Raw genomic sequence first — 19,963 nt, 5'->3', positions numbered from 1 at the left:
ACCGTTCGTCAATGTCGGTTCAACTGGCGAAGGACGGTGCAGGTGTGGTCCTGGAAAGCACATCCATCGCATTCGAGGACCTGGTGTCGGGTTCTCTGGTTCCGGTCTCGATAGAGTTCGAGGTCATCGAGTTTCCGGGATACTGGCTGGTCTGTCCTTCGCGGCATATGAATCGGCGCGCGGTTCGCCTGTTTTCGGACTGGGTGTCACGCGTGGGTAAGCGCGACACCGATCTGGCTCGCCGGTTTCTGGCGGATAAGCAACTGCGCATATCGTTCGAACGACGGCCTCATTTCGGGGCACGGGATGACAAAGCGGCGCCAATGGCGTGAACAGTTCGGCGTTCAAGACATGGCAAGACGAAGATTGACAGCACGTTGCGGTTGAGGAGCTGGCAAAACGCAGGCTGTGTGCAAGCGAAGGCGGGTTGGCCGCGCTTTTCCAGCGACCTTCCTCTTTTCCAACCCGACAACGACTGACTTACCTGTTTTCTGACGCAGCCGGAGACGGAGGCACTCAGTTCATACAGCCGTAAATTACCGGCGTCATCGTCCGTGCAACGCTACAGGGAATGCTCGACAGCATTGTATTGTAATGCCATTCCGCCGACGCGGCCATGGCTTCAATGAACGCGAGTTTGACGGTAGCGACTAAGCAACCGAACCGTGGCGCCAATGACCTTCTGAGCTTCCTCCCATTTCGGAAGATCTCGTTCCCCAACACGCGTGGCGATCGCGGCCAGTATCCAACCTACGCAGCTGATGTCTTCGGCAGCCTTCAGTTTCTCATGCTGCAGGATGCAAGCTTCAATGCCCGGTCGGGGCGGAGACCCGGGCGTAGTACGCTCAGCGATTAGCTGCAGACCGGCGTCGTAGGCGGCGCAAATTTTAATTCTATCGCCCCTTTCCGATTTCATCACCACATTCGCCCAAAGGGCCAACTCAGTTAAAAGATCGGTTACTTCATCTCTCATTAAAAACTGCCGCTGTTTTCTTCATGAAACGAAATTCCACGATCCAGATAGCGCGTGGCCCGGACAATGAGCGAGGTATTTTCGGGGTTTGTTGTTATCGAGCGAACCACTCCTTCTAAGCTTGCCGAGAATGTTAGTCAAAACGCTCAGTTTGCTCGGCAGGATCGCCGTCTAGACACAGCGGGCAAACATACGCATGCGGTTTCGTTACCACCAAGACCACCGATGGCTTGTGGCAGCGATCACAGGCAAAATCCCGGTGTGCAGTAGGCCAAACGTCATTTTCTATCTTTAGAGCACGGAGCCCCATCGTTTGGCAGCCGTCATCTTGCTGCCAGCCGGCGGAGGGCGCTGGGCTGGCACAGTGGTCTCGGGTTTAATGCGGAGGTATGGGAAAGAGAGGCTCTCCCGGCTCACTGCGCCAGCAATGGTATCGGCACTCACAGGGGCGTCCCAGGTTGATTGGTGGCCCGTAGCGAGAAGACTCGATCGGGCGAGTTTGGCTGATTACTCGCATTCTGACCGCCGAATTCAAGAATAGTGTGGCCCTTGAGATAACTCTTCGCGCTTGAGTTGCACGTATGCAACAGTCACTACCGACCTGCGAGGAGCGGAAAATCCCGAAACCTTGTCGGCGCCGCGAGAGGCCCCTTATTTGAAATCGCGTCTTGGCTTGCGACCTGGATGCCTCGCGCGAATATGCCGGTCTGATGGTACAGGCGAAGGCGACTGGTAAAGCGATCGGCAAGGCCGAAGGTTACGTCGCCGCCACAGCCGCTGCTCGCGAGTTCTTGTTCGTGGGCACGATCGGCATCGGGCGGGCCAGACCAAGATCGGCATGGCCAATCTCGCCTACAATCTCACCCGCCCGTATGGCACCAGGGGCGAACTGCGCCCGCATGACGACGAAGGCGGCGCAAACCGCCACCGCGATGCCAAAATCGGCAATCTCAACAACCAACTCCGAAGCGATCGCCGTCATCAGTCCACGCAGAAATCAGCGCGGCCCTACCGGTCCGCGAAACGCCGGTAGTACGAGGTGCCCAGGTGACTGGAGGCCATTCCTAAGAAGGCAAAGCCTGACCCTATTCGTGATATTCTGAAGCGCCTGCAGTGGTGCTGGGTCACGTTCGCTTCCCGCGCGATCTTGGCCGTCCATCAACCACGGCGCGTCCTTAGTTCCTCAATATTCACGACACTGTCGAAAATATACCCCGCGCCGCGCTCGGTGCGGATATACTGCGGGCGCGGCGCCTTATCCTGCCCCAACTTACGGCGAAGGCGGACGATAAGAACATCGATGCTGCGGTAGTAGACCTCCTGATCATAGACACGGGTCGCCATCAGAAGCTGCTCACGTGAAAGGACCCGACCTGGGTTCTTGAGAAAGGCCATCAGGAGGTTGAACTCGCCGGCGGTGAGCTTGACGTCAGGATCCGTTCCCCGGCGCAAGCTCCGACGCTTGGTGCTAACTCGCCAGTCATCGAAACGGTAGATGGTGTTTCGGTCACGCTCCGGCCGCTGGCGCATAGCGGCGCGCACGCGGGCGCGGAACTCCGTAAGCCCGAAGGGCATAGTAATGTAGTCGCGAGCGCCGGTTTCGAGGCCAATCACCTTGTCGGCCTCATCTACGAAGTCACCGCTGATGATGATGATCGGAAGATCCCTCTTGGCACCAAAATCTCGAACGAACTGCAAACCGTCCTCTCGGCCGTAGCTCAGGTCGACAATTGCTAGATCAATCGCTTCAGAAGCCATATTGCTGGCGGCCTGCTGGCGGTTTTCGACCGCTCTGATGTTAAACTCATGCTTAGACAAGAAGCCCATAAGCGGTTCTCTCGTCAACGCGTCCTGACCGACGATGAGAATGTTCTTCATGGTCACTTCCTATTGACTGCAGCTTGGGCTGCCGGGGACGGTAGTCAAATTAGTGACGCTCAGCAGGTGGGACAATCTTCATCAGGCGTATTGCGGAATAGCGCAGACAAATAGGTCCTATGCGGAGTTCCTGCTGCGCAACAGTGCCCCCAAAGCCTGCTAGTTTTTGATGGATTGTCCGTCCTCTGCGACCACTCGTTCGGCAGACCGGGTTTATCCCCGCTGAGATTCGTATCGCTCCGGTCCTCTGGCACCATCACTGGAGCGCTTTTGCACCCAACTTCCTCTCCCGGCGGCTCCAATTCAGTTCAGCTTTGTTTCAATTTAAATCGCTGAAAAGTTGACATTCGTATGGATTCGTCGAGATTTATTGATCAGACGCAGAACTCGCCTTGATGTTAATTCCACTGTCTACAGGAAACTCCTGATGCCCAACCTTTTATCTAATTCCAATCTCCTTTCTAGACCCATGCTATCCTTTCTTTTGAACTTGCATGTCTTATTGTGCAGATCGCTCAGGGGGCGGAGCTTTCATGAACGGCGGGATGTCCGAGAGCAGGAGAGTGGAGATGAGTAGACTGGTCGTAGTCTCAAACAGGGTTTCGCTGCCCGACGAGCATGGTTCCCCGCCGCCAGGCGGGATGGCGATTGCGCTGAGCGCTGCGCTCCGGCGAAGGCACGGCCTATGGATGGGCTGGTCGGGGAAGGTGAAAGCCGGGGAGGACCCGTCAGGGCCGATCTCACGCCGGGAGGCCGGCGGGATCAATTATGCGCTTACCGATCTCTCGCAGACAGATTTGGACGACTATTACTACGGCTTTGCCAACCGGGTTCTTTGGCCGGTTTTCCACTGCCGAGTCGACCTCGCCGAGTATTCCGAAGCACGAATGTCCGGATATCAGCGCGTCAACCGACTGTTTGCAAAGCTGTTGCAGCCGCTCATCAGCGACGACGACGTCATATGGGTGCACGACTATCACCTGATCCCGCTTGCGAAAGAACTGCGGAACCTCGGCTGCGGCAATAAGATCGGCTTCTTCCTGCACATTCCGTGGCCGGCGGCGGACATCCTCTTCACCGTACCGCACTATGATGATTTGCTACGCGGGCTTTCGTGCTATGACCTCGTCGGCTTTCATACCGATGACGATCTTAGTAACTTCGCCGAATGCTTGCGCCGTCAGGGGTTACCGGACCCCATCACAAACGGTGTGTGCCAAGCCTATGGACGTGTGTTTCGCTGCGGCGTTTTTCCGATCGGCATCGACACGGCCGAGTTCGAACGACTGGCCGAGCAGGCGGCGCGCAGCGAGACTCTGCAGGAGCCCTCTCAGAGGATTCCCGGTTGTAAAGTCGCGATCGGCGTCGACCGCCTCGACTATTCGAAGGGCATCGAGAAGCGCATCGTCGCGTTTGACCGCTTCCTGCGGAGCAACGACCACCGCATCGGCAAGACGCAACTGCTGCAGATCACACCGAAATCCCGCACGGAAATACCGGCATATCTGGCGATGCAAAAGGACGTCGCCGAGCGGGTGGGGCGCGTTGATGGCGAACTCGGAACGATCGATTGGATGCCCGTTCACTACATCAACCGGTCCGTTGGACCCAGCGAGCTCGCCGGTCTATACCGCATGGCACGCGTCGGCCTGGTCACGCCGCTCCGCGACGGCATGAACCTTGTAGCTAAGGAATATGTCGCCGCACAGGACCCACAGAATCCAGGTGTTCTCGTGCTTTCGCGTTTTGCCGGCGCAGCCAGAGAGCTAGGCGGAGCGATCCTCGTCAATCCCTACGATCCGGAAGCGACGGCGAGGGCCATCGAAGAAGCCCTGGACATGCAGTTAGATGAGCGGATCGATCGTTGGCGTGCGATGATCGGCCGGCTCCGCGAATACAACGTCTATCGCTGGTGCGACGACTTTCTGTTAGGCCTGGATCAGCGCTGAGCTTTGCCGCGTTCCTGGGCCTAGCTTCGCCAGCATGAGGCTGACCGCGACCAAGTGAATCAGGCAGCATTTCGGCCTCGCTGAGCGATGCCGAATGTGCTGACGCTTAGCGCGAGCACACCGCTTACTAAGACAAGAGGAGAAGGCCGTGGATGAGCTCGCTTGCAGTCGCGAAACTTCAAAAAAGCGGGCGCAGCCGTTTGTCGCGGAACCTCGCGCCACACGGCAGCGGCAAATGCTGGCGTCGATTGACCTGAACTTGCTGTTTGCTCTCGAAGCGCTGCTGGAACACCGCAACGTCACGCATGCGGCTCGACACGTGGGCTTGAGCCAGCCCTCGATGAGCCGAGCGTTGAGGAGGCTGCGTGGCATTTTCAACGACGATCTTTTGGTTCGCGGCTCCATGGGCCTGGTTCCGACCCCGCAGGCCCAACGCTTGAGCCGAATGCTGCCGCCGGTGCTGGATGCGATCCGCGGGATAGTGAACGGCAGTCTTGCCCAAGCCAATTGGCGATCGAAGGCGATAATGGCGATGCCCGATCATCAAGGACTGGTCCTGCTGCCGCGGCTCCTGCCCCGGCTGCGCCAGCACGCGCCTCATCTGGACGTCGTCATCGATCCGCTTCTCTCCGGCGCGATGCGGCGGCTTGAGCTAGGCGAGATCGATTTGGCTATAGGGCAGATTAGCGCCTCGCCGCCCGGATACTTGAGGCGCAGCCTCTACTCCGACCGGTTTGCCTGCCTGCTGCGCCACGACCATCCAGCCCTGGCGCGGGAATGGACAATCGAGAGCTTCGCGGCCTTGCGCCACGCAGCCATTGCCTTGGACTCCAAAGACGGCTTCGGCCGGGTGCATGACGAACTGGTCAAGTTAGATCTCCAGGGTCGCGATCCGGTGTTGGTTTCCAACATCTTGACGGCCGCGTTGGCGATCGCGGCGACCGATCTGCTGTTGATTGTACCACGCCGCGTCGCGACCAGGATCGCCGCCTTGCTGCCGCTAGCGATTATGGATCCGCCTGTGCAATTGACACCCTATGAAGTCGCGCTGATTTGGCACGAGCGTTCCCATCGCGACCCGGAGCATCGTTGGCTGCGCCACGAGATCGCCGTCGCCGCGGCGGCGGGAACAGAGCAAAATATCCCAACTGGGAAGGCAAGTGACTGATGAGTCGCCTAGGCAAGAAACGTGATCCGAATCCGGGGCTATCGTCAGGATATGACGGAAAAAGTTTATTGCCCTGCTCGCCCGTTGGGAGGGGAAGCTGGCTCTGCTGTGCCAGCGCATTGAAACCGTGCCGGTTTCGACAATTTGAAGCGAGGCAACAGGGCCAGACGAGAAGGTATCATACGCCCAGCCATCTATATACAGGCCAAAAACCGCCTCTCTTCGACCGCCATTCGGCCGCGCCAAGCCTTCCACAGGCCAGCTTCCCATGGTGTCTGTGAGGTGCCTGCATGCTGGCAGCATATCTTGGCTCGGACCCCGAAGCATGCAAGTCCTTGGCACTAATCGCGAGTTCTCTGAGGCAGATCGATATCCTTGATCACCGTTTATTGCGGGCAGGGCGCTCCGCGCAGATCGTCATCGTCGATTGTCGCGAACCGATTCACGACAAGCACGGGCGTGCGAAGCTCTCGCCCGAACCTGTCAAACTGGCTCTGGTGCTGGAAGAGAGCCTGGATCGACAAGCGGTCTTCTCCAACGGGTATTCCGATTACCTGTTGTGGCCGCTCACCGAGCAGGAAGTTCTGCGCAGACTTACCGCCTGCATCGTTCAGTTCGCGCAGCGTTCTACCCCGCCTTTCTTCTCAGCCGATCCGATCGTTCAGAATTCATGCAGTCTGCTGGCGCAGCGGGTCGATCAGCAGATCACCCTCGTCGAATTGGCGCGAATGGTGGGGACCAACAGGACAACGCTCACCACCCGCTTCGAGACATCGTTTGGCTGCGGGCCAATGACTTGGCTACGGCGCTACCGGATGACGGAGGCTGCTGACCGGTTGCGTAACGGGCATGAAAGCATCGGCAAGGTCGCCGAATCCTTCAGCTACGAGAACAGCAACAACTTCTCCACAGCCTTCAAGGCGTTTCATGGCCTCTCGCCACTGCGCTATCGCAAAATGATACGGCGCAGAGAAAAGCCTGCCTAACGCAAAGGTGGGGGCCGGAGCGAATTGGTATAAGGCGACGCGGGCACGCAAAGATCATCTCATCTCCGAGGCGTTTCCGCGCTTTGGGCACCTTAAGCTCTCGCACCAACGCTCATGTCTCACAGCAGGAGGATAAAGCATGTCGAACGCATTTTCAGTGAATGTTCAAGAGCATGAACAGCGCTATTCCAAAGAACACTATGAGGCGGCGTCCGCATTTTTCTACGCCAAGCCCCTTGTTTTGGCCCAGTTAGATGCTGCGCCCCCCAGTGACGACACGATCGCCAACGCTCAAGGGACAGTGCAGTTTCACCTCATCGGCCAAAAAACCGAAGATCCGACGTACAGCGGCACCCTCAATGAGAATCAGGACAATCTACTGGCAATAGGAGGAATTATTAACGACTACATGCATACCCATTATGCGAACATCGATGCACAGAAGCTTGATATCAACACATGGACCGATGTTGTTGGCAACATTCCAGATCTCTCTATGGGCGGGCAAAAACTGAAGAGTTTTTCAAAAAAGGTGGCCGGGACGTCGGTCTCAGCTACTTTCCTCTCGCTGATTGCCAAGGCGATCATTACCGACGGGGCATCGTTGCTGCTGGATTTCCAGTCCTTCCTTACAGAAATGGGGAATCTCACCTTCAGTGCAAACGGCAAGGCGCAGCGATACAAGGCGCTGACATGCACCTATCAGAGCTACCTTCTCGATAATGGGGCAGGCGGATATTACGACTACGGAGCAATCGTTCTGCGGCAGATCGAGTTCAAAGAGCACTTCCTCGAGCTGAAATCCTCTTGTTCGTCGACCCACTACGTCCGCGTCGACATGGACTATGCCGAGGTCACCAATCTCGTTCAGACCCGTCGGATCCGCAAAGGCGGCCCCGATCACGAAAACTTCCAGGAGCTTGTGAATAAGAACTCCACCGACCAGTTCAAGAAGGCCAAGAACTTTTTCAACGGTGGCTCGACGCCGCAACAAGACATCAAGCCGCAGGTCTGATCGTCAGGCCTTTGATCGCGAAAGCAGCGCACCTAACCAATAGCGTGGATTTGGGCGAACGTCGCCCGCATCATGGATGCGATAGAGCGGTCCGGTAAGCCCTTGCGAACTACCGATGCTCTATCGCGCCCCCGGTGCCGGCGAACTCCGGTCCCGCTTCCATAGGGAAGCAGACATGAACCCATTCGCAAAAACAGCTGCGGGCCTTTTCCTGGTGATCGGCCCGCAGAGCAGCCAACCGCTCGAGGCGGAGAGGATTTGCTCTGCCATGGTCCAGAAACTATTCGAAGACCAAACCCGGGCTCTGGATTCTCGAGCATGGCAGAATGCCGCGCAAATGGTACCGAATCAGGTGGAAACCGCCACGACTTCAAGAACGCTAAACCGCACGATGGACGTGGCGGAATTGCCCAGTGCCTTTGCGTCAATTTGCGCGAATGCTGCCGACGGCAATGAAGCTGGCGTCGGTCTGGCAAAGGCAATCCGTAGCTATCTGAGCAAACACGGCGAACCGACGGCGTTCAATTGCCTCGTCCTAGATCAATCCGACTCCGCGGAATCCCGTCTATCTTTAACCTGCCTTGCCGTGGTCGAAGTTGGAAGCGCTGACAGTCTCGCCATCACCTCGATATTGCGCTCCGCATCGCTGAACCTGTCAAACAAGCAAACGCAATCCACTATCGCGCAGGTTTTCGGCCGTTTCAGCTCGCCGAGCGACTCACCGTACTACCTGCGCTTGTTCTCCAGCCGGCGGTCCCACAGTCAGAGACGTAGCGACATTCTGCAGTAGACCCAAGGGCAAACAGAGGAATAGCTGATTGCGTCTGCGCCGCGTTGGTGGCTGCGGGAAATGACATCAAAAGGCTGCGCGAAGAAATAGCGTGGGAGGGCGAGGTGACCGTATAAACTGCGCATTTTCCATATAATTTCGGCCTTCGGGGAGACGGACTATGCACGATATTATCGACGTCCCGCAGAACGTCGGCGATTTTGCTGTGTGCTTGGCAGAATCTGGCGTCAATACAGTAATCCGGTACTACAACCATCGGAATAGTACACCATTTCCCTCAAAATGTCTGACAGGGGAGGAACTCGCCGCCCTTCATGGTGCTGGAATATCGGTAGCTGTGGCCTTCGAGCAGCGGGGTGGCGCGGGCGGCAATATCAGAGACTTGCATGGTGCGGCTGGAGAGCGAGACTCCGGTCGTGCGCTTGATCTGGCCGCCGCGTTGGGACAGCCCGAAGGCTCCGGAATCTATTTTGCAGTCGATTGGGACTACCACACACCACAGCATCTTGCAGGGGTAGCACCCTACTTCAGGAGTGTGCGGAATGCGTTGGCTGGCCGTTATCTCGTTGGCGTTTACGGATCGGGCACGGTCGGACACCACATGAAGCGCCAGGGGCTGGTGGACCATATATGGCTCTCTGGCTCGTTGGGATGGTCCGGAACGAGACAAGCGCTCAAGCAGGGGGATTGGTCGCTTTTCCAAAAGTTTATGGAAAAGCGTTCCGAGATCGGGGGCTTCGGATACGATGGAAATGTCGTCAATCCGGCCCTTGAAAACTTTGGTCAATTTGGGCCGGCAGGTACTCTCCCCTCTCGCGACGCGAACGAACGTCTGCGTTGTTCAAAGTTGCTGCGCGAGGAGCGCTAAATCTTCGCTCCCGGCCGGCCAAGAGCTTTCGCATGGTCGATTCCTCACGAACGGTACAAGGCGCGCCCACGCCTTGTCAGGCTGCACCGGAAGCTTCTCCCGCTGCGTCTTCGTCATCGATATCCCGGCATCGTTCATCCCTTCACAAACCGCTTGCCTTACGGCGCCATAATGAAAGAGGATTATGAAAGGCTCCGCACCTGTATTCTCGTGGACACCCTCGGCCTTCCATAAACGACCGTTTGCGAAAGGAACCAGAGTGCTGATCGGCTACGCCCGCGTGAGCAGAGGCGACGACCAGTCGAACACGGCGCAGGCCAGGGCGCTCGCCGATGCCGGGTGCAAGCGTATCCTCAAGGAGGAGGCCTCCGGCGGTCGCTGGGAGCGGCCGGAATTGCACAGGATGCTTGATCATTTGAGGGAGAGCGACACTGTCGTCGTCTGGAAGCTCGACCGTCTGTCTCGCTCACTCAAGGACGTTCTCACGATCATGGAGCGGATCGAAGCCACCAGCGCCGGTTTCCGCTCGCTGACAGAAGCGATCGACACGACGACAAGCCGGCCAGTGCCGGAACCGAGCGGCGCCGATCGTGCTGGTGAAGCGCCGTGACAGCTGCGGCGTTGCGGCGGGCGTGGCGCCGCAGCACGAGCGGCTCGGTTTCATGCTGCCCTACACGCCGTTGCATCATCTCTTGCTGCGGGCGCTGGACGGTCCGGTGGTGATGACCTCCGGCAATCGCTCGGGCGAGCCGCAATGCACGGACAATGACGAGGCGCGGCAGGAGCTTGCCGGGATCGCCGACTTCTGGCTGATGCACGACCGCGAGATTGTCAACCGGCTCGACGACAGCGTGGTGCGATTCGACGGGCACGGCATTTCGGTGTTGCGGCGCGCGCGCGGCTTCGCGCCGGAGCCGCTGGCGCTGCCGGCGGGCTTCGATGGCCCGGTCAGGGCGCTGGCTGCGGGCGGCGACCTAAAGGCCGCGTTCTGCCTGGCGGGCGACGGCAACGCGCTGCTGTCGCAGCATCTCGGCGACCTCGACGAGCTGAAGAACCAGAACGCGTGGAGGCAGGCGTTGGGGCTGTATCGAAGCCTGTTCGACACGAAGCCGGACCTCATTGTGGCCGACCGGAATCCGGGCTACCGTTCGACCCAGCTGATGTTACTCTGCCGGCGATGGTGATGAGGGTTTCGGCCAGGTGCTAATCATCATTGGCCGCTTCCTGCGCAGTCGTCGAACGTACGCGGGGCCGAACGTCTTCCCCCCACGGGTCTTTCCAAATCGTCACGCTCAACCTGTCTCAAGGGAGATCGTTGTCATCTCCTGATGCCGAATGTCTCAATTTTCCCAAGTTTGGCAAAATTGAATCGCAGACTTTTGCAGCGTGCGAAGGTCAAGCAGTTTTGCGACAGTAGCAAAGAGCCCGAAGCCATCATCCGGCCTCGGTGCTCCAATATATCGCCGCTAACGCCGGATGACGATAATCCCGGCCAGTGCGATGAGAATGATACCGAGCATGGAAGCCGCATCCAGACGTTCCGAGAACAGCACGACGCCCCATAGCACAGCGAAGGCTAGATATGAAAAGTCCCAAGTCGAGATGATCGAGGATGGTCCCAACTGGTAGGCGATGGCCGTGCCGACGCTGCCGATCAGCATCGTCATGCTCAAAAGCCCGATCAGCGCGCATTGGGTCCAGCACATTGGAATCCACGCGCCCATGAACAGGCTTTGTCCACCCTCGCTCCCTGCCATCACGGTCGCCAAGCTAGCGCTGCCCCCGAGAACGATCGCTATCAGGTTGAAGATCAGCGCCAAAACGAAGGGGTTTTCGCCACGGCTCTTGGTGCGCGTCAGCACCATCGCCAGAGCGTAGAGAATTGCAGAAACCAGCGGCATCACGGCATGGATGCCAAGGTCGCCGGCCTGCGGCTTCTGCATGAGCAGCACACCGATGAAGCCGAGGGCGACTCCGACCCAACCTTGCATCCCGACAGGTTCCCTGATCCAGAAGGCCGCAAAAAGGGTAATGAACAGCGGGATCGTGTAATAGACCGCCGCCGCCATCGAGAAATCGAGGCGCGGTAGCGAAGCGTAATAGATCAGCAGGCTCGACAGAAGCAGGCTGCTTCGCACGATGGCCCAGCCAGGATAGGCTGGGCGCAACGACACCTGCGGAAAGCGCCATTTCAGGATCGAGATCAACAAGGGCAGCGTGACGCAGGACCGCAGGAAAATGAACTGCGACAGCGGCATGTCCGAGATCGTGACCTTGATGATCGCATCCGCGATGGAAAGCGTCAGGTCCGTGAAAACCATCGCCGCAATGGCGATGCCCACCCTGTCCGCCTTGGGGGCCGTCTGACTGATCGACATTTTTCGCGTTCCCTGCTTCGGGTGCCGAGGCTACCGAGCCAAGAACGTTCCAACAATTCCGATCATACGGAAATTTTGTCCGTGTTATTGTACAATGAGCAACGACACGAGAGAGGATGCGTCGCTTTGTACAGCGTGGACGACATGATCCTTCTGGCCGAAGTCGCCGAAACGGGCAGATTTACTCGCGCCGGGGGGCGGATCGGGATGCCCAAATCCACTGTCAGCCAGCGCATCGCCCAGCTTGAAGCACGTCTGGGGCTGCGGCTTCTCAATCGCTCCACCCGGCACGTAAGCCTCACCGGCAGCGGCCAGGTCTATCTCGAATACTGCCGCCGCGTTCGCGCTGAGGTCTCGGCCGCGGACATGGCGTTGACCAATCTCAAGGAACAGCCTGTCGGGACGCTGAAGATCACCTGCCCAGAGGTAACTGCCACCTATTTCATGCCGACCTTCCTGCACGGATTTACCACGCAGTTTCCCCGCATCGCCGTCGAACTGATCGCCACAAACCGGCATCTCGACGTCATCCGCGAGCGGGTTGATTTCGCTTCTCGCGTTGGCACGACCACAGGTCAGGACCTGATCGTGCGGCGTGTCTCCTCGATTAAACGGGTTCTCGTCGCCGCTCCAGCCTATCTGGCGGCTGGCAGTCCTCTTCAGGAACCGACCGATCTTCTAGATCGCCGCTGCCTGGTGCATGATGCGCAGCCCGAATGGGTGTTCTCGTCAGACGACACACCGATCGTCCTGCGGCCTCCGCCGGCTGCGACCTCGGATTCTATGGGGTTCCTGCTGCAATCCTGCATCGCGGGCGGCGGGGTCGCACTCCTTCCCGCTTACGTGTGCCAGCCGTCCGTGGCGGTCGGCCGCCTTGTGGAGTTGCTCCCGGGCTGGGAAATTCCACCCTATGAAATGATGCTGATCTTTCCCAACCTGAAGAACCAGTCCAAGGCGCAGGCCGCATTCCGCGATTATGTGAATACCTTCGACTTTTCAGCGTTTGCCGTTGGGCGATAACTAGAACTTCTCAAGTCCTACGGTCGCATTGTTCCGTGTCGTGGAATGTCTAACTGGATCGAAAGCCGGACCAGGCATGGACATGAGCCAGTTTGCAAAAAGCGCGGCAGCTTTGTTCCACGGCGTTTCTTTGAGCGAAACAAGATAGACGTTACCGGGGCGTTGATCTTCCCCAGGCAGGAGCTCAACCGGTTGGCCGCGGCGTACCTGTTCGCTCGCCGTGCCAATCCGACCCAACGCTATTCCGCTGCCAGCCAAGGCAGCCTGCCTCATCATGAGGTGGTTGTCGAACACAGGACCCGGCAGCCCCTTCCGACACGTTTACCCCGAAGTGCTGGAACCATTGCTTCCAGTCGAACCACGTCTTGTCATCAACCCTGGCATGCTTTCTTTGGGTTGCCCTTACAGTGGGGTAATCACAACAAAACCCGGTGCGGCGGTCAAGCCGCCAGAATGAGCTCGTTTAATGAAGCGCCAGCCTCCGGCTGCGGGAGAAAGGGAGTGCCGTGCCTCAGGACATCCGTGTCACCATCGTGCTGACGGCCGTATCGATGGCATCCGTCGTGGACGGTCCATGGTAACGATCATGACCGGACCTTCAATTCATTCGGGCCACCGCACACCTCTCGGTCGAGGCGGCGCATGAGGCAAGCCACAAGGCATGGGTGGGCAAAAGCGGCTTACAGCACTACGAGCGCATGCTCCGCTCCGATGACTTCAACGAAGGTGCCGTCGCCTTTTCGGAAAAGCGCAATTCCGAGTTCAAGGGGAAGTAGCCATGGACGCGGTAACCACAACGCGCGCGGGTCTACTTGGACAGCACCGTCTGGCACCGATGCTGGACACCCGCTCCATGGTGGTTGCCGGGGTGTCCGGCAGGGAAGGCTCATTCGGCTTGCGGCTGGCCCAGTCCGTCGTCAGCGCCGGATATTCGGGGCGCATCCAGTTCATCGATCCGCGTCAGACCGAAATCCTGGGGAGGCCATGCTTCGCCGCCTTCGCGGACGTTGACGAGGCGCCGGATCTGGCGGTGCTTGGTGTCGGCCCCTAACGCGGCCGCTTCGGCAATGCCGACGCTTCTGGTGGCGCGCGGATGCCGACAGAGGAAGAGCGTGGGTGGGCTGCGGTGGCGGGTGAAGGTCCGGGAGAGAGTCTCCCGGCGCCCGCCGAGGAGCTCCAACCATGACACAGATGGAAATTCACACGCCCACCCGCAACGAGCGTGCCGGTTACAAGGTCGACGTCAGCCGCGGTCAGCGCATCGGCCGCGTGTCGTCAGAATGGTTCAACCGGCCGGCGGATGAGCGATACCTGTCGCTCACCGACCTTCGGAATTCGGTGAAGGCCCGGTCGGAGCGCAGCAAGACCCGCATCGTCGAGAGTGAGCTGATCCGCGTCGAGGCGAGCCGCGACGATCCGGAGCGCCTGAGGTTAATGCTGCCCGATGCGCCTGCCCCAGTTGCCCCCACGCATTGGAGTTTTGGCCAACTCGCCAGCCTGGTAGGTGCACCGGCCACCTATCTGCGCCAGCTTCCGGCCCCGCTCGCGGCGATCAACCTTCAGCACGGTCTCCTCAACCGCCGCGCCGAGCAGGTGAAGACGCTGGAAATCGAGAACGGACGCCTCGAGCTGCGAGCGGTTACAGGTCCGGACTATGGCAGGATTTTCGATGAAGAGCTGATCGCGGCCGTCCAAAAAATCGCCGGCAACGGTACCGGCGACACCCGCTGGAAGATTCCTGGCGTGCTCGACTGGTCAACGGGAATCTACAATCCGAATGTCGACATTTCCAATGCCACGACGACGATCTATGCGTCCGACCGTGATGTCTTTGTCTTCCTCGTCGACGACCTGAATCCGATCGAAGCCGGCAAGCTGCCCGATGGCTCGCCCGACGTCTTTTTCAGGGGGTTTTATTGCTGGAACTCGGAGGTCGGCGCCCGCACGCTTGGAATCGCCAGCTTCTATCTACGTGCAGTGTGCCAGAATCGTTGCCTCTGGGGCGTGCAGGATTTCCAGGAAATCATTATCCGGCATTCCAAATATGCCGCCTCGCGTTTTGCCCTGGAAGCCGAGCCAGCGCTGATCCAGTTCGCGGAGTCTTCGCCCATGCCGTTCGTCAATGGCATCAAGGCTTCGCGGGAGCGTGTCGTCGCTCGGGACGACGAAGATCGCCAGAGCTTCCTGCGCAAGCGCGGCTTCTCCAAGGCGGAGACGACGAAGATCATCGATGCCGTGCTTTCGGAGGAAGGGCACCCGCCCGCCTCGATTTTCGACTTCGTGCAGGGCATTACACGGGTGGCGCGCGACAAGCCGCATCAGGATGTTCGCCTGGAGATGGAGGGCAAGGCCAAGAAGCTTCTCGATCTGGCAGCATGATACTGCAATGCTGCGCGCGGCGGGAGTAGGTAACGTCACCGGGCTGCTGATGCCGCCAGTTTCGAACATGTGCATCGCTGCGGGGCGCAGCACACGGCCTGCGCTGCCGGTCTGGCAAACACATCTCTCAGTCTAAGTGTGCGCCGCACAAAATCGCAATGCTGCTATGCACAATTAATGTTTCTCGGCTGCGCGGAAGGGAGTAGTCTGTCGATATCGAGTTTCGTCCGGGTCACCTCCTCCCGACCTTGGCGACCAGGGACGGCATTTATTCCTCCCGAATGCTGTCGTCCAAATCAAGCCCGCCGCACCTCCTCCCGCGGCGGGCTTTTTCGTTTGCGAGCGGCGGCTTCTGGCAGCCCGATTGCAGGAAACGAACGCGGAGGTCCGTCAGTCGGGGAGGTTGAACCGTTCGATGGTGATGGTACGCGCGACATCCACGGTAATCTCCAGCACTTCGTTCCATGCCTCCTCCCCACCGAGCTCGGAAAGGGCGAGATGAAAGAGCCTGTGCTGGAGATCGAGGCTCATCAGGCCAGGGGCGGTGTTGAAGGCGACCAGCCCGACATGCAGCTCCTCGCGGCGATAGAGGCCGCGAAAGTCGGTCGTGTTGTGCGTGACGAGCACATAGCCGCCCTGCGGCCGGTGCGTGCACCGGCGGTGATGGCTTTTGCAGGGTTCAGGCGGCGCGCCGTTCGGAGGAACGCGAACCGTCTCGACCAACCCCAGTGATGGCGCGGAGGCGGCGGCGAGCGGCGGAATGTCGTCGAGCATGTCGAGCGCGACGCGACCGCGCGCCGGGTCACCATATGGTCCTTGGCGCCGGCGAGGCCCAGCCAGCGCACATGGCTCGACTCGGGAAAACCCCGTTCGCGCGCCAGTTTCGCAAGCTCTGGGCTCAAGCATTCGTCGATCAGGAATTTCACGAAACGGCCGGCAGATCGTCGAGACGGATCGTGCGTGTCGACTTCGCCGCCGTGCTGCGCCACGCCGGCTTGACCGGCGGACGGCCACGCCGCGGATAGGCGAGCGCATAGTCGGCCGCGAGCCCGATCTGGTCGAGAGTCAGTTGCGGATAGGCGGCACGGATCGTCCCGGGCGTATCGCCATTGGCGAGCATGTCGGCAACGTCATGAACAAGCACGCGTGTTCCCATAAAGGCCGGCTGACCGCCAAGTACCGCTGGATCGCGCGCCACCATGGCCTTGGCTTTCCTCAGCCGGCTGAGGCCGGTCCTTACCCCGGCGGCAATCGGCTTCAGGTCGACCTTAAGTGGATCGTCCGCGACCACGGGCGCAGCATCATCGGCAATGGCGTGCTCGACGATCCGCCGCCGCGCGGCAGGCGTCAGCGTCTCCGCCGTCAGCCAGGCGAGGCGTAGGCCGACGAGACCCGCTCCGATGATGACGCGGCTGCCGCGGCGTGTCTCGACACGGCCGCGCAGCAATCCGGCATCGATGATGCGATGCACCTGCTTGAGCGGCACCTGCGTTACCGCCGCCGCCTCATTGACGGTGAGCACTTCGCTGCTAAACCCCGGCATGACAATAATCCTTCCACATTCGTGGAAGATATATAGCCATTCTGCCTTCCGCAGTCCAGCGAAGCTTTGCGGCAGCCGGCGGCGTCCGTGCCAGACGCCCGACGGGAGGCAGAGGGGGCGGGGAGGTTTCCTGACGGGCTTGGAGGTTCGGGGAGAGGCCCCGGCCGCCCGTCATGGAGAACCTGACCATGGCAAAGAACGCCATTCAGAAGATCGCGATGAACGCCGCGGAGAACATTCCCTATGACAAGCTCAGGCTGTCGCAGAAGAATGTCCGGCGCATCAAGGACGGCGTGTCTATCGAGCAGCTGGCTGATGACATCGGGCGGCGAAAGCTCATCCAGAGCCTGAACGTCCGTCCGATGCTCGACGGCGAGGGCGAGGAGACCGGCACGTTTGAGGTGCCGGCCGGCGGTCGTCGCTATCTCGCGCTCGGTATCCTCATCAAGCAAAAGCGCCTGGCCAAGGATGAGCCAATCCCCTGCATCGTCAACCGCGGGCAGGAGACCTCGGCCGAAGAGGACTCGCTTGCTGAAAACCTGCGGCGCGCCGATCTGCATCCGCTGGACCAGTTTCGTGCCTTCAAGACGCTAAGCGATCACGGTCTCGATCCGGACGAGATCGGCGCCCGCTTCTTCGTGTCGCCGGCGACGGTGAAACAGCGCCTCAGGCTCGCCTCTGTGTCGCCGAAACTTCTCGACCTCTATGAGAAGGACGAAATCCGGCTCGAACAGATCATGGCGTTTTCGATCTCCGACGATCATGCGCGCCAGGAGCAGGTCTGGGAGCGGATCTCCAGCTCGCACACGCAGGAACCGTATTACATCAGGCGTCTGCTGACGGAGACCACCGTTCGCGCCGATGATCGCCGTGCCGTCTATGTCGGCGCCGAAGCTTATGAGGCTGCCGGCGGGGTCATCCTTCGCGATCTCTTCGAGCAGGATTCCGGCGGCTGGTTCCAGGATGCCGCACTTCTCGAGCAGCTTGTCTTCGACAGGCTGAAGGTGGATGCCGAGGCGATCCGCGCCGAAGGCTGGAAATGGGTGGATGCGGCGATCAGCTTTCCCTATGGCCACACCTCCGGGATGCGGCGCATCTACGCCGAGGCGCAGGAGCTCAGCGCCGAGGAGATCGAACGCTACGACGCGCTGAAGGCCGAATACGACAAGCTGGATGTGGACTATGCCCAGGCCGAGGATGCCGACGAAGCAATCGAGGCGAAGCTCGACCAGCTGGGTGCCGAGCTCGATGCGATCGATGATCGTCCTCAAACCTACGATCCCGCCCAGAAGGCCATTGCCGGTGTGTTCGTTACGCTTGCCGCGAACGGCAAACTCCAGGTCGACGCCGGTTTCGTGCGGTCCGAGGACGAGCCGCGGACCGAAACCGGCGACGTCGATGTGGGCGAGGAAGGGGGCGCCGCCGGCGGAACGCGATCCAATGGCGACGACGATGGCGATGGTGTTGTCGTCAACGGCGAGCCGGTGAACGACACCTCTGGCGCCGACGGCGAGGATGATGACATCAAGCCACTGCCCGATCGGCTCGTCTTCGACCTGACCGCGCAGCGCACGCTGGCACTGCGCAACGCGCTCGCCGGTGACGTCGACATCGCCATCATCGCCGCACTCCATGCCTTCGTCCTGCAGGTCTTCTATCGCTTCGCGCCGGACACGTGCCTGGAGATCAGCCTGAAGAGCGGCAGCTTCAGCCAGGTCGACGGTCTTGCCGAGACATCCTGGGCCAAGGAGATCGCCGAGCGGCACGAAGCCTGGGACCGCGATTTGCCCGATGAGGCGGAAGGCCTGTGGGACTTCCTGTTCGGCCTCGACGAAGCAAGCCGCAAGGCGCTGTTCGCGCATTGCGTCTCGCTGACCCTCAATGCGGTGGTCGAACCCTGGAACAGGCGACCGAAGGCGCTCGAGCATGCAGACATGCTTGGCCGCTCGCTCCAGTTCGACATGGTCAACGCCGGCTGGACGCCTACGGTCGAGTTCCTCGGGCGGCTCACCAAGGCGCGGATTCTACAGGCTGTCCGTGAAGCTCGTGGCGCAGACTCCGCGCAGCTGATCGACCACATGCAGAAGGACATCATGGCGCGTGAGGCCGCGCGTCTTCTCGAACGGTCGAACTGGCTGCCCGAGCCGCTGCGCGTTGAGGTCGATGAAGTTGCTACCGATTCTGGCGATGCGATCGCCGGCGACATGTCGGACGAGGCGGCTCTCGACGGCGATGCCACCGAGCTGCCGGCCTACCTCGCCGACGATGCGGATCCGTCCTCCGATGAGCCGGTGACCATCGACGGCGGCGAGGCGGATCACCTCCAGGCCGCTAAATAATCGGCCTCACGCTCGCACCGGGCCCGGCACTCCCGCCGGGCCCTTTTTCGTTTTCCGACATGGAGAAACCCGCATGTCCGCACATATCGTGTACGAATCCGCTCCTCTGGGGAGCGTTATCCGGTACCGCTCCGGCACCGCGAAACCGCCGGCTCGCTTCACCAAAAAGCTCGCCGCCTGGGAGAGCCGCAACGGCGTCGGTCGTTTGGTCAGGAAGGAACCGCCGCGCGAGCGCGCGACCTATAGCTCGCCGGCTTACTTCACCCTGCATGAGGGTGATTTCGGGCAGGGCGGCATCATCGTCGTCTCGGTCAGGCGCACATGGTCCGTTGAAAGCGACCTGCGTTTCGAGGTCATGGAGCGTTCCATGATCGGCATGGTCCGCGTCCTGCAGGAACTCGGGGACAGCCCGGAACTGCTCTATCCCGCCAAGGATCGCGAGGCGGCCGAACGCTGGCTCGCCAGCAATTCGTACAGCCGAGCCTATCTCGAAGAGGTCTCCGCCGATGAGGTCGGCGCCGACGTCATTGAGGGCCGCGCGGCCGCCTGATCGCCTCACCCCATAGAACCACTCCGACCACAGGCCCCGGGGGGGGCGCGCGCGGCCCGGCGCCCGGGGGGGTTGAACAAAACGCGGCGCCCCCCCCACACGGGGCGGGGGGGTGGGGGGGGGGGGG

18 protein-coding genes and 2 pseudogenes are annotated in these 19,963 nt (G+C 60.1%); 14 read left to right on the top strand and 6 right to left on the bottom strand.

Annotation, left to right across the window (positions count from 1 at the left end):
• A pseudogene (locus NKI63_RS29585) lies at window positions 1–332 on the top strand (transcriptional regulator); the annotation flags it as partial.
• 1,398 nt (window positions 333–1,730) lie between these two features.
• Here NKI63_RS29585 and NKI63_RS29580 read toward each other — a convergent pair.
• Both NKI63_RS29580 and NKI63_RS29575 read right to left on the bottom strand, forming a co-directional pair.
• Window positions 1,731–1,955, bottom strand: a complete 225-nt coding sequence (locus NKI63_RS29580; RefSeq protein ID WP_023722452.1) for a hypothetical protein — start codon at window positions 1,953–1,955, stop codon at window positions 1,731–1,733.
• Between the two features lie 176 nt (window positions 1,956–2,131).
• Window positions 2,132–2,851, bottom strand: a complete 720-nt coding sequence (locus NKI63_RS29575; RefSeq protein ID WP_352451776.1) for a winged helix-turn-helix domain-containing protein — start codon at window positions 2,849–2,851, stop codon at window positions 2,132–2,134.
• A gap of 569 nt (window positions 2,852–3,420) precedes the next feature.
• On the opposite strand from NKI63_RS29575, the gene NKI63_RS29570 reads away from it, so the two are divergent.
• The 8 genes from NKI63_RS29570 to NKI63_RS29535 all read left to right on the top strand — a co-directional run bounded on the left by NKI63_RS29570 (window position 3,421) and on the right by NKI63_RS29535 (window position 10,811).
• Complete coding sequence (locus NKI63_RS29570) at window positions 3,421–4,800, top strand: alpha,alpha-trehalose-phosphate synthase (UDP-forming) (protein WP_031195136.1); 1,380 nt, start codon at window positions 3,421–3,423, stop codon at window positions 4,798–4,800.
• Between the two features lie 235 nt (window positions 4,801–5,035).
• Window positions 5,036–5,968 carry a LysR family transcriptional regulator gene (locus NKI63_RS29565; protein ID WP_352468594.1) on the top strand — a complete coding sequence of 311 codons (933 nt, stop codon included), beginning with the start codon at window positions 5,036–5,038 and terminating at the stop codon, window positions 5,966–5,968.
• A gap of 290 nt (window positions 5,969–6,258) precedes the next feature.
• A complete protein-coding gene (locus tag NKI63_RS29560) occupies window positions 6,259–6,954 on the top strand; it encodes a helix-turn-helix domain-containing protein (RefSeq protein WP_031195139.1) in 696 nt (231 codons plus the stop codon).
• A gap of 139 nt (window positions 6,955–7,093) precedes the next feature.
• On the top strand, window positions 7,094–7,969 hold the full coding sequence (locus NKI63_RS29555) for an Evf family palmitoylated virulence factor (protein ID WP_031195141.1): 876 nt from the start codon (window positions 7,094–7,096) through the stop codon (window positions 7,967–7,969).
• A 175-nt stretch (window positions 7,970–8,144) separates the two neighbouring features.
• Window positions 8,145–8,759: a hypothetical protein gene (locus tag NKI63_RS29550; protein ID WP_051409769.1), complete on the top strand. Its 615-nt coding sequence runs from the start codon at window positions 8,145–8,147 to the stop codon at window positions 8,757–8,759.
• A gap of 160 nt (window positions 8,760–8,919) precedes the next feature.
• Window positions 8,920–9,627, top strand: coding sequence for a DUF1906 domain-containing protein (locus NKI63_RS29545; RefSeq protein ID WP_023722459.1), 708 nt, complete (start codon window positions 8,920–8,922; stop codon window positions 9,625–9,627).
• 259 nt (window positions 9,628–9,886) lie between these two features.
• A complete protein-coding gene (locus NKI63_RS29540; RefSeq protein WP_023722460.1) occupies window positions 9,887–10,237 on the top strand; it encodes a recombinase family protein in 351 nt (116 codons plus the stop codon).
• On the top strand, window positions 10,218–10,811 hold the full coding sequence (locus tag NKI63_RS29535) for a Sua5/YciO/YrdC/YwlC family protein (RefSeq protein WP_352468591.1): 594 nt from the start codon (window positions 10,218–10,220) through the stop codon (window positions 10,809–10,811). Before NKI63_RS29540 ends, NKI63_RS29535 begins: the two co-directional genes overlap by 20 nt.
• A gap of 282 nt (window positions 10,812–11,093) precedes the next feature.
• Here NKI63_RS29535 and NKI63_RS29530 read toward each other — a convergent pair whose 3' ends face one another.
• Entirely contained in the window at window positions 11,094–12,005 is a 912-nt protein-coding gene (locus tag NKI63_RS29530; RefSeq protein ID WP_031195147.1) for a DMT family transporter, read from the bottom strand.
• Window positions 12,006–12,140: 135 nt separating this feature from the next.
• On the opposite strand from NKI63_RS29530, the gene NKI63_RS29525 reads away from it, so the two are divergent.
• From NKI63_RS29525 to NKI63_RS29515, 3 genes are all read left to right on the top strand, one after another.
• Window positions 12,141–13,025 (top strand): LysR family transcriptional regulator, encoded by an 885-nt coding sequence (locus tag NKI63_RS29525; RefSeq protein ID WP_352468593.1) that lies wholly within the window; start codon window positions 12,141–12,143, stop codon window positions 13,023–13,025.
• 778 nt (window positions 13,026–13,803) lie between these two features.
• Entirely contained in the window at window positions 13,804–14,076 is a 273-nt protein-coding gene (locus NKI63_RS29520; RefSeq protein ID WP_031195148.1) for a CoA-binding protein, read from the top strand.
• Window positions 14,077–14,207: 131 nt separating this feature from the next.
• On the top strand, window positions 14,208–15,404 hold the full coding sequence (locus tag NKI63_RS29515; protein WP_352468590.1) for a DUF932 domain-containing protein: 1,197 nt from the start codon (window positions 14,208–14,210) through the stop codon (window positions 15,402–15,404).
• A 390-nt stretch (window positions 15,405–15,794) separates the two neighbouring features.
• On the opposite strand, the gene NKI63_RS29510 is transcribed toward NKI63_RS29515, so the two are convergent.
• The 3 genes and pseudogenes from NKI63_RS29510 to NKI63_RS29500 all read right to left on the bottom strand — a co-directional run bounded on the left by NKI63_RS29510 (window position 15,795) and on the right by NKI63_RS29500 (window position 16,947).
• Window positions 15,795–16,178 carry a hypothetical protein gene (locus tag NKI63_RS29510; RefSeq protein ID WP_352468595.1) on the bottom strand — a complete coding sequence of 128 codons (384 nt, stop codon included), beginning with the start codon at window positions 16,176–16,178 and terminating at the stop codon, window positions 15,795–15,797.
• A gap of 17 nt (window positions 16,179–16,195) precedes the next feature.
• Window positions 16,196–16,330: pseudogene (locus tag NKI63_RS29505) on the bottom strand (DUF5615 family PIN-like protein); the annotation flags it as partial.
• Entirely contained in the window at window positions 16,327–16,947 is a 621-nt protein-coding gene (locus tag NKI63_RS29500) for a DUF433 domain-containing protein (protein ID WP_352468589.1), read from the bottom strand. The pseudogene NKI63_RS29505 and the gene NKI63_RS29500, both read right to left, overlap by 4 nt.
• 188 nt (window positions 16,948–17,135) lie before the next feature.
• Between NKI63_RS29500 and NKI63_RS29495 the strand changes: the two genes are divergently transcribed.
• Window positions 17,136–19,286: a ParB/RepB/Spo0J family partition protein gene (locus NKI63_RS29495; RefSeq protein WP_352493656.1), complete on the top strand. Its 2,151-nt coding sequence runs from the start codon at window positions 17,136–17,138 to the stop codon at window positions 19,284–19,286.
• A gap of 73 nt (window positions 19,287–19,359) precedes the next feature.
• A complete protein-coding gene (locus tag NKI63_RS29490) occupies window positions 19,360–19,836 on the top strand; it encodes a UCP036055 family protein (protein WP_352468587.1) in 477 nt (158 codons plus the stop codon).
• The last annotated feature ends 127 nt before the right edge of the window (window positions 19,837–19,963 follow it).

The sequence above is a fragment of the Mesorhizobium sp. M0410 genome, from assembly GCF_040321435.1.
Taxonomy (GTDB): domain Bacteria; phylum Pseudomonadota; class Alphaproteobacteria; order Rhizobiales; family Rhizobiaceae; genus Mesorhizobium.
The sequence above is the reverse complement of the archived record's forward strand: the minus strand, read 5'-3'. Positions and strand labels throughout refer to the sequence as shown.

Coding starts and splice junctions, on each gene's coding strand:
- NKI63_RS29575 (WP_352451776.1), bottom strand. CDS start 2,851: ATGAAGAACATTCTCATCGTCGGTCAGGACGCGTTGACGAGAGAACCG.
- NKI63_RS29495 (WP_352493656.1), top strand. CDS start 17,136: ATGGCAAAGAACGCCATTCAGAAGATCGCGATGAACGCCGCGGAGAAC.
- NKI63_RS29530 (WP_031195147.1), bottom strand. CDS start 12,005: ATGTCGATCAGTCAGACGGCCCCCAAGGCGGACAGGGTGGGCATCGCC.
- NKI63_RS29550 (WP_051409769.1), top strand. CDS start 8,145: ATGAACCCATTCGCAAAAACAGCTGCGGGCCTTTTCCTGGTGATCGGC.
- NKI63_RS29520 (WP_031195148.1), top strand. CDS start 13,804: ATGGACGCGGTAACCACAACGCGCGCGGGTCTACTTGGACAGCACCGT.
- NKI63_RS29515 (WP_352468590.1), top strand. CDS start 14,208: ATGACACAGATGGAAATTCACACGCCCACCCGCAACGAGCGTGCCGGT.
- NKI63_RS29565 (WP_352468594.1), top strand. CDS start 5,036: ATGCTGGCGTCGATTGACCTGAACTTGCTGTTTGCTCTCGAAGCGCTG.
- NKI63_RS29560 (WP_031195139.1), top strand. CDS start 6,259: ATGCTGGCAGCATATCTTGGCTCGGACCCCGAAGCATGCAAGTCCTTG.
- NKI63_RS29545 (WP_023722459.1), top strand. CDS start 8,920: ATGCACGATATTATCGACGTCCCGCAGAACGTCGGCGATTTTGCTGTG.
- NKI63_RS29490 (WP_352468587.1), top strand. CDS start 19,360: ATGTCCGCACATATCGTGTACGAATCCGCTCCTCTGGGGAGCGTTATC.
- NKI63_RS29555 (WP_031195141.1), top strand. CDS start 7,094: ATGTCGAACGCATTTTCAGTGAATGTTCAAGAGCATGAACAGCGCTAT.
- NKI63_RS29580 (WP_023722452.1), bottom strand. CDS start 1,955: ATGACGGCGATCGCTTCGGAGTTGGTTGTTGAGATTGCCGATTTTGGC.
- NKI63_RS29570 (WP_031195136.1), top strand. CDS start 3,421: ATGAGTAGACTGGTCGTAGTCTCAAACAGGGTTTCGCTGCCCGACGAG.
- NKI63_RS29500 (WP_352468589.1), bottom strand. CDS start 16,947: ATGCCGGGGTTTAGCAGCGAAGTGCTCACCGTCAATGAGGCGGCGGCG.
- NKI63_RS29510 (WP_352468595.1), bottom strand. CDS start 16,178: ATGCTCGACGACATTCCGCCGCTCGCCGCCGCCTCCGCGCCATCACTG.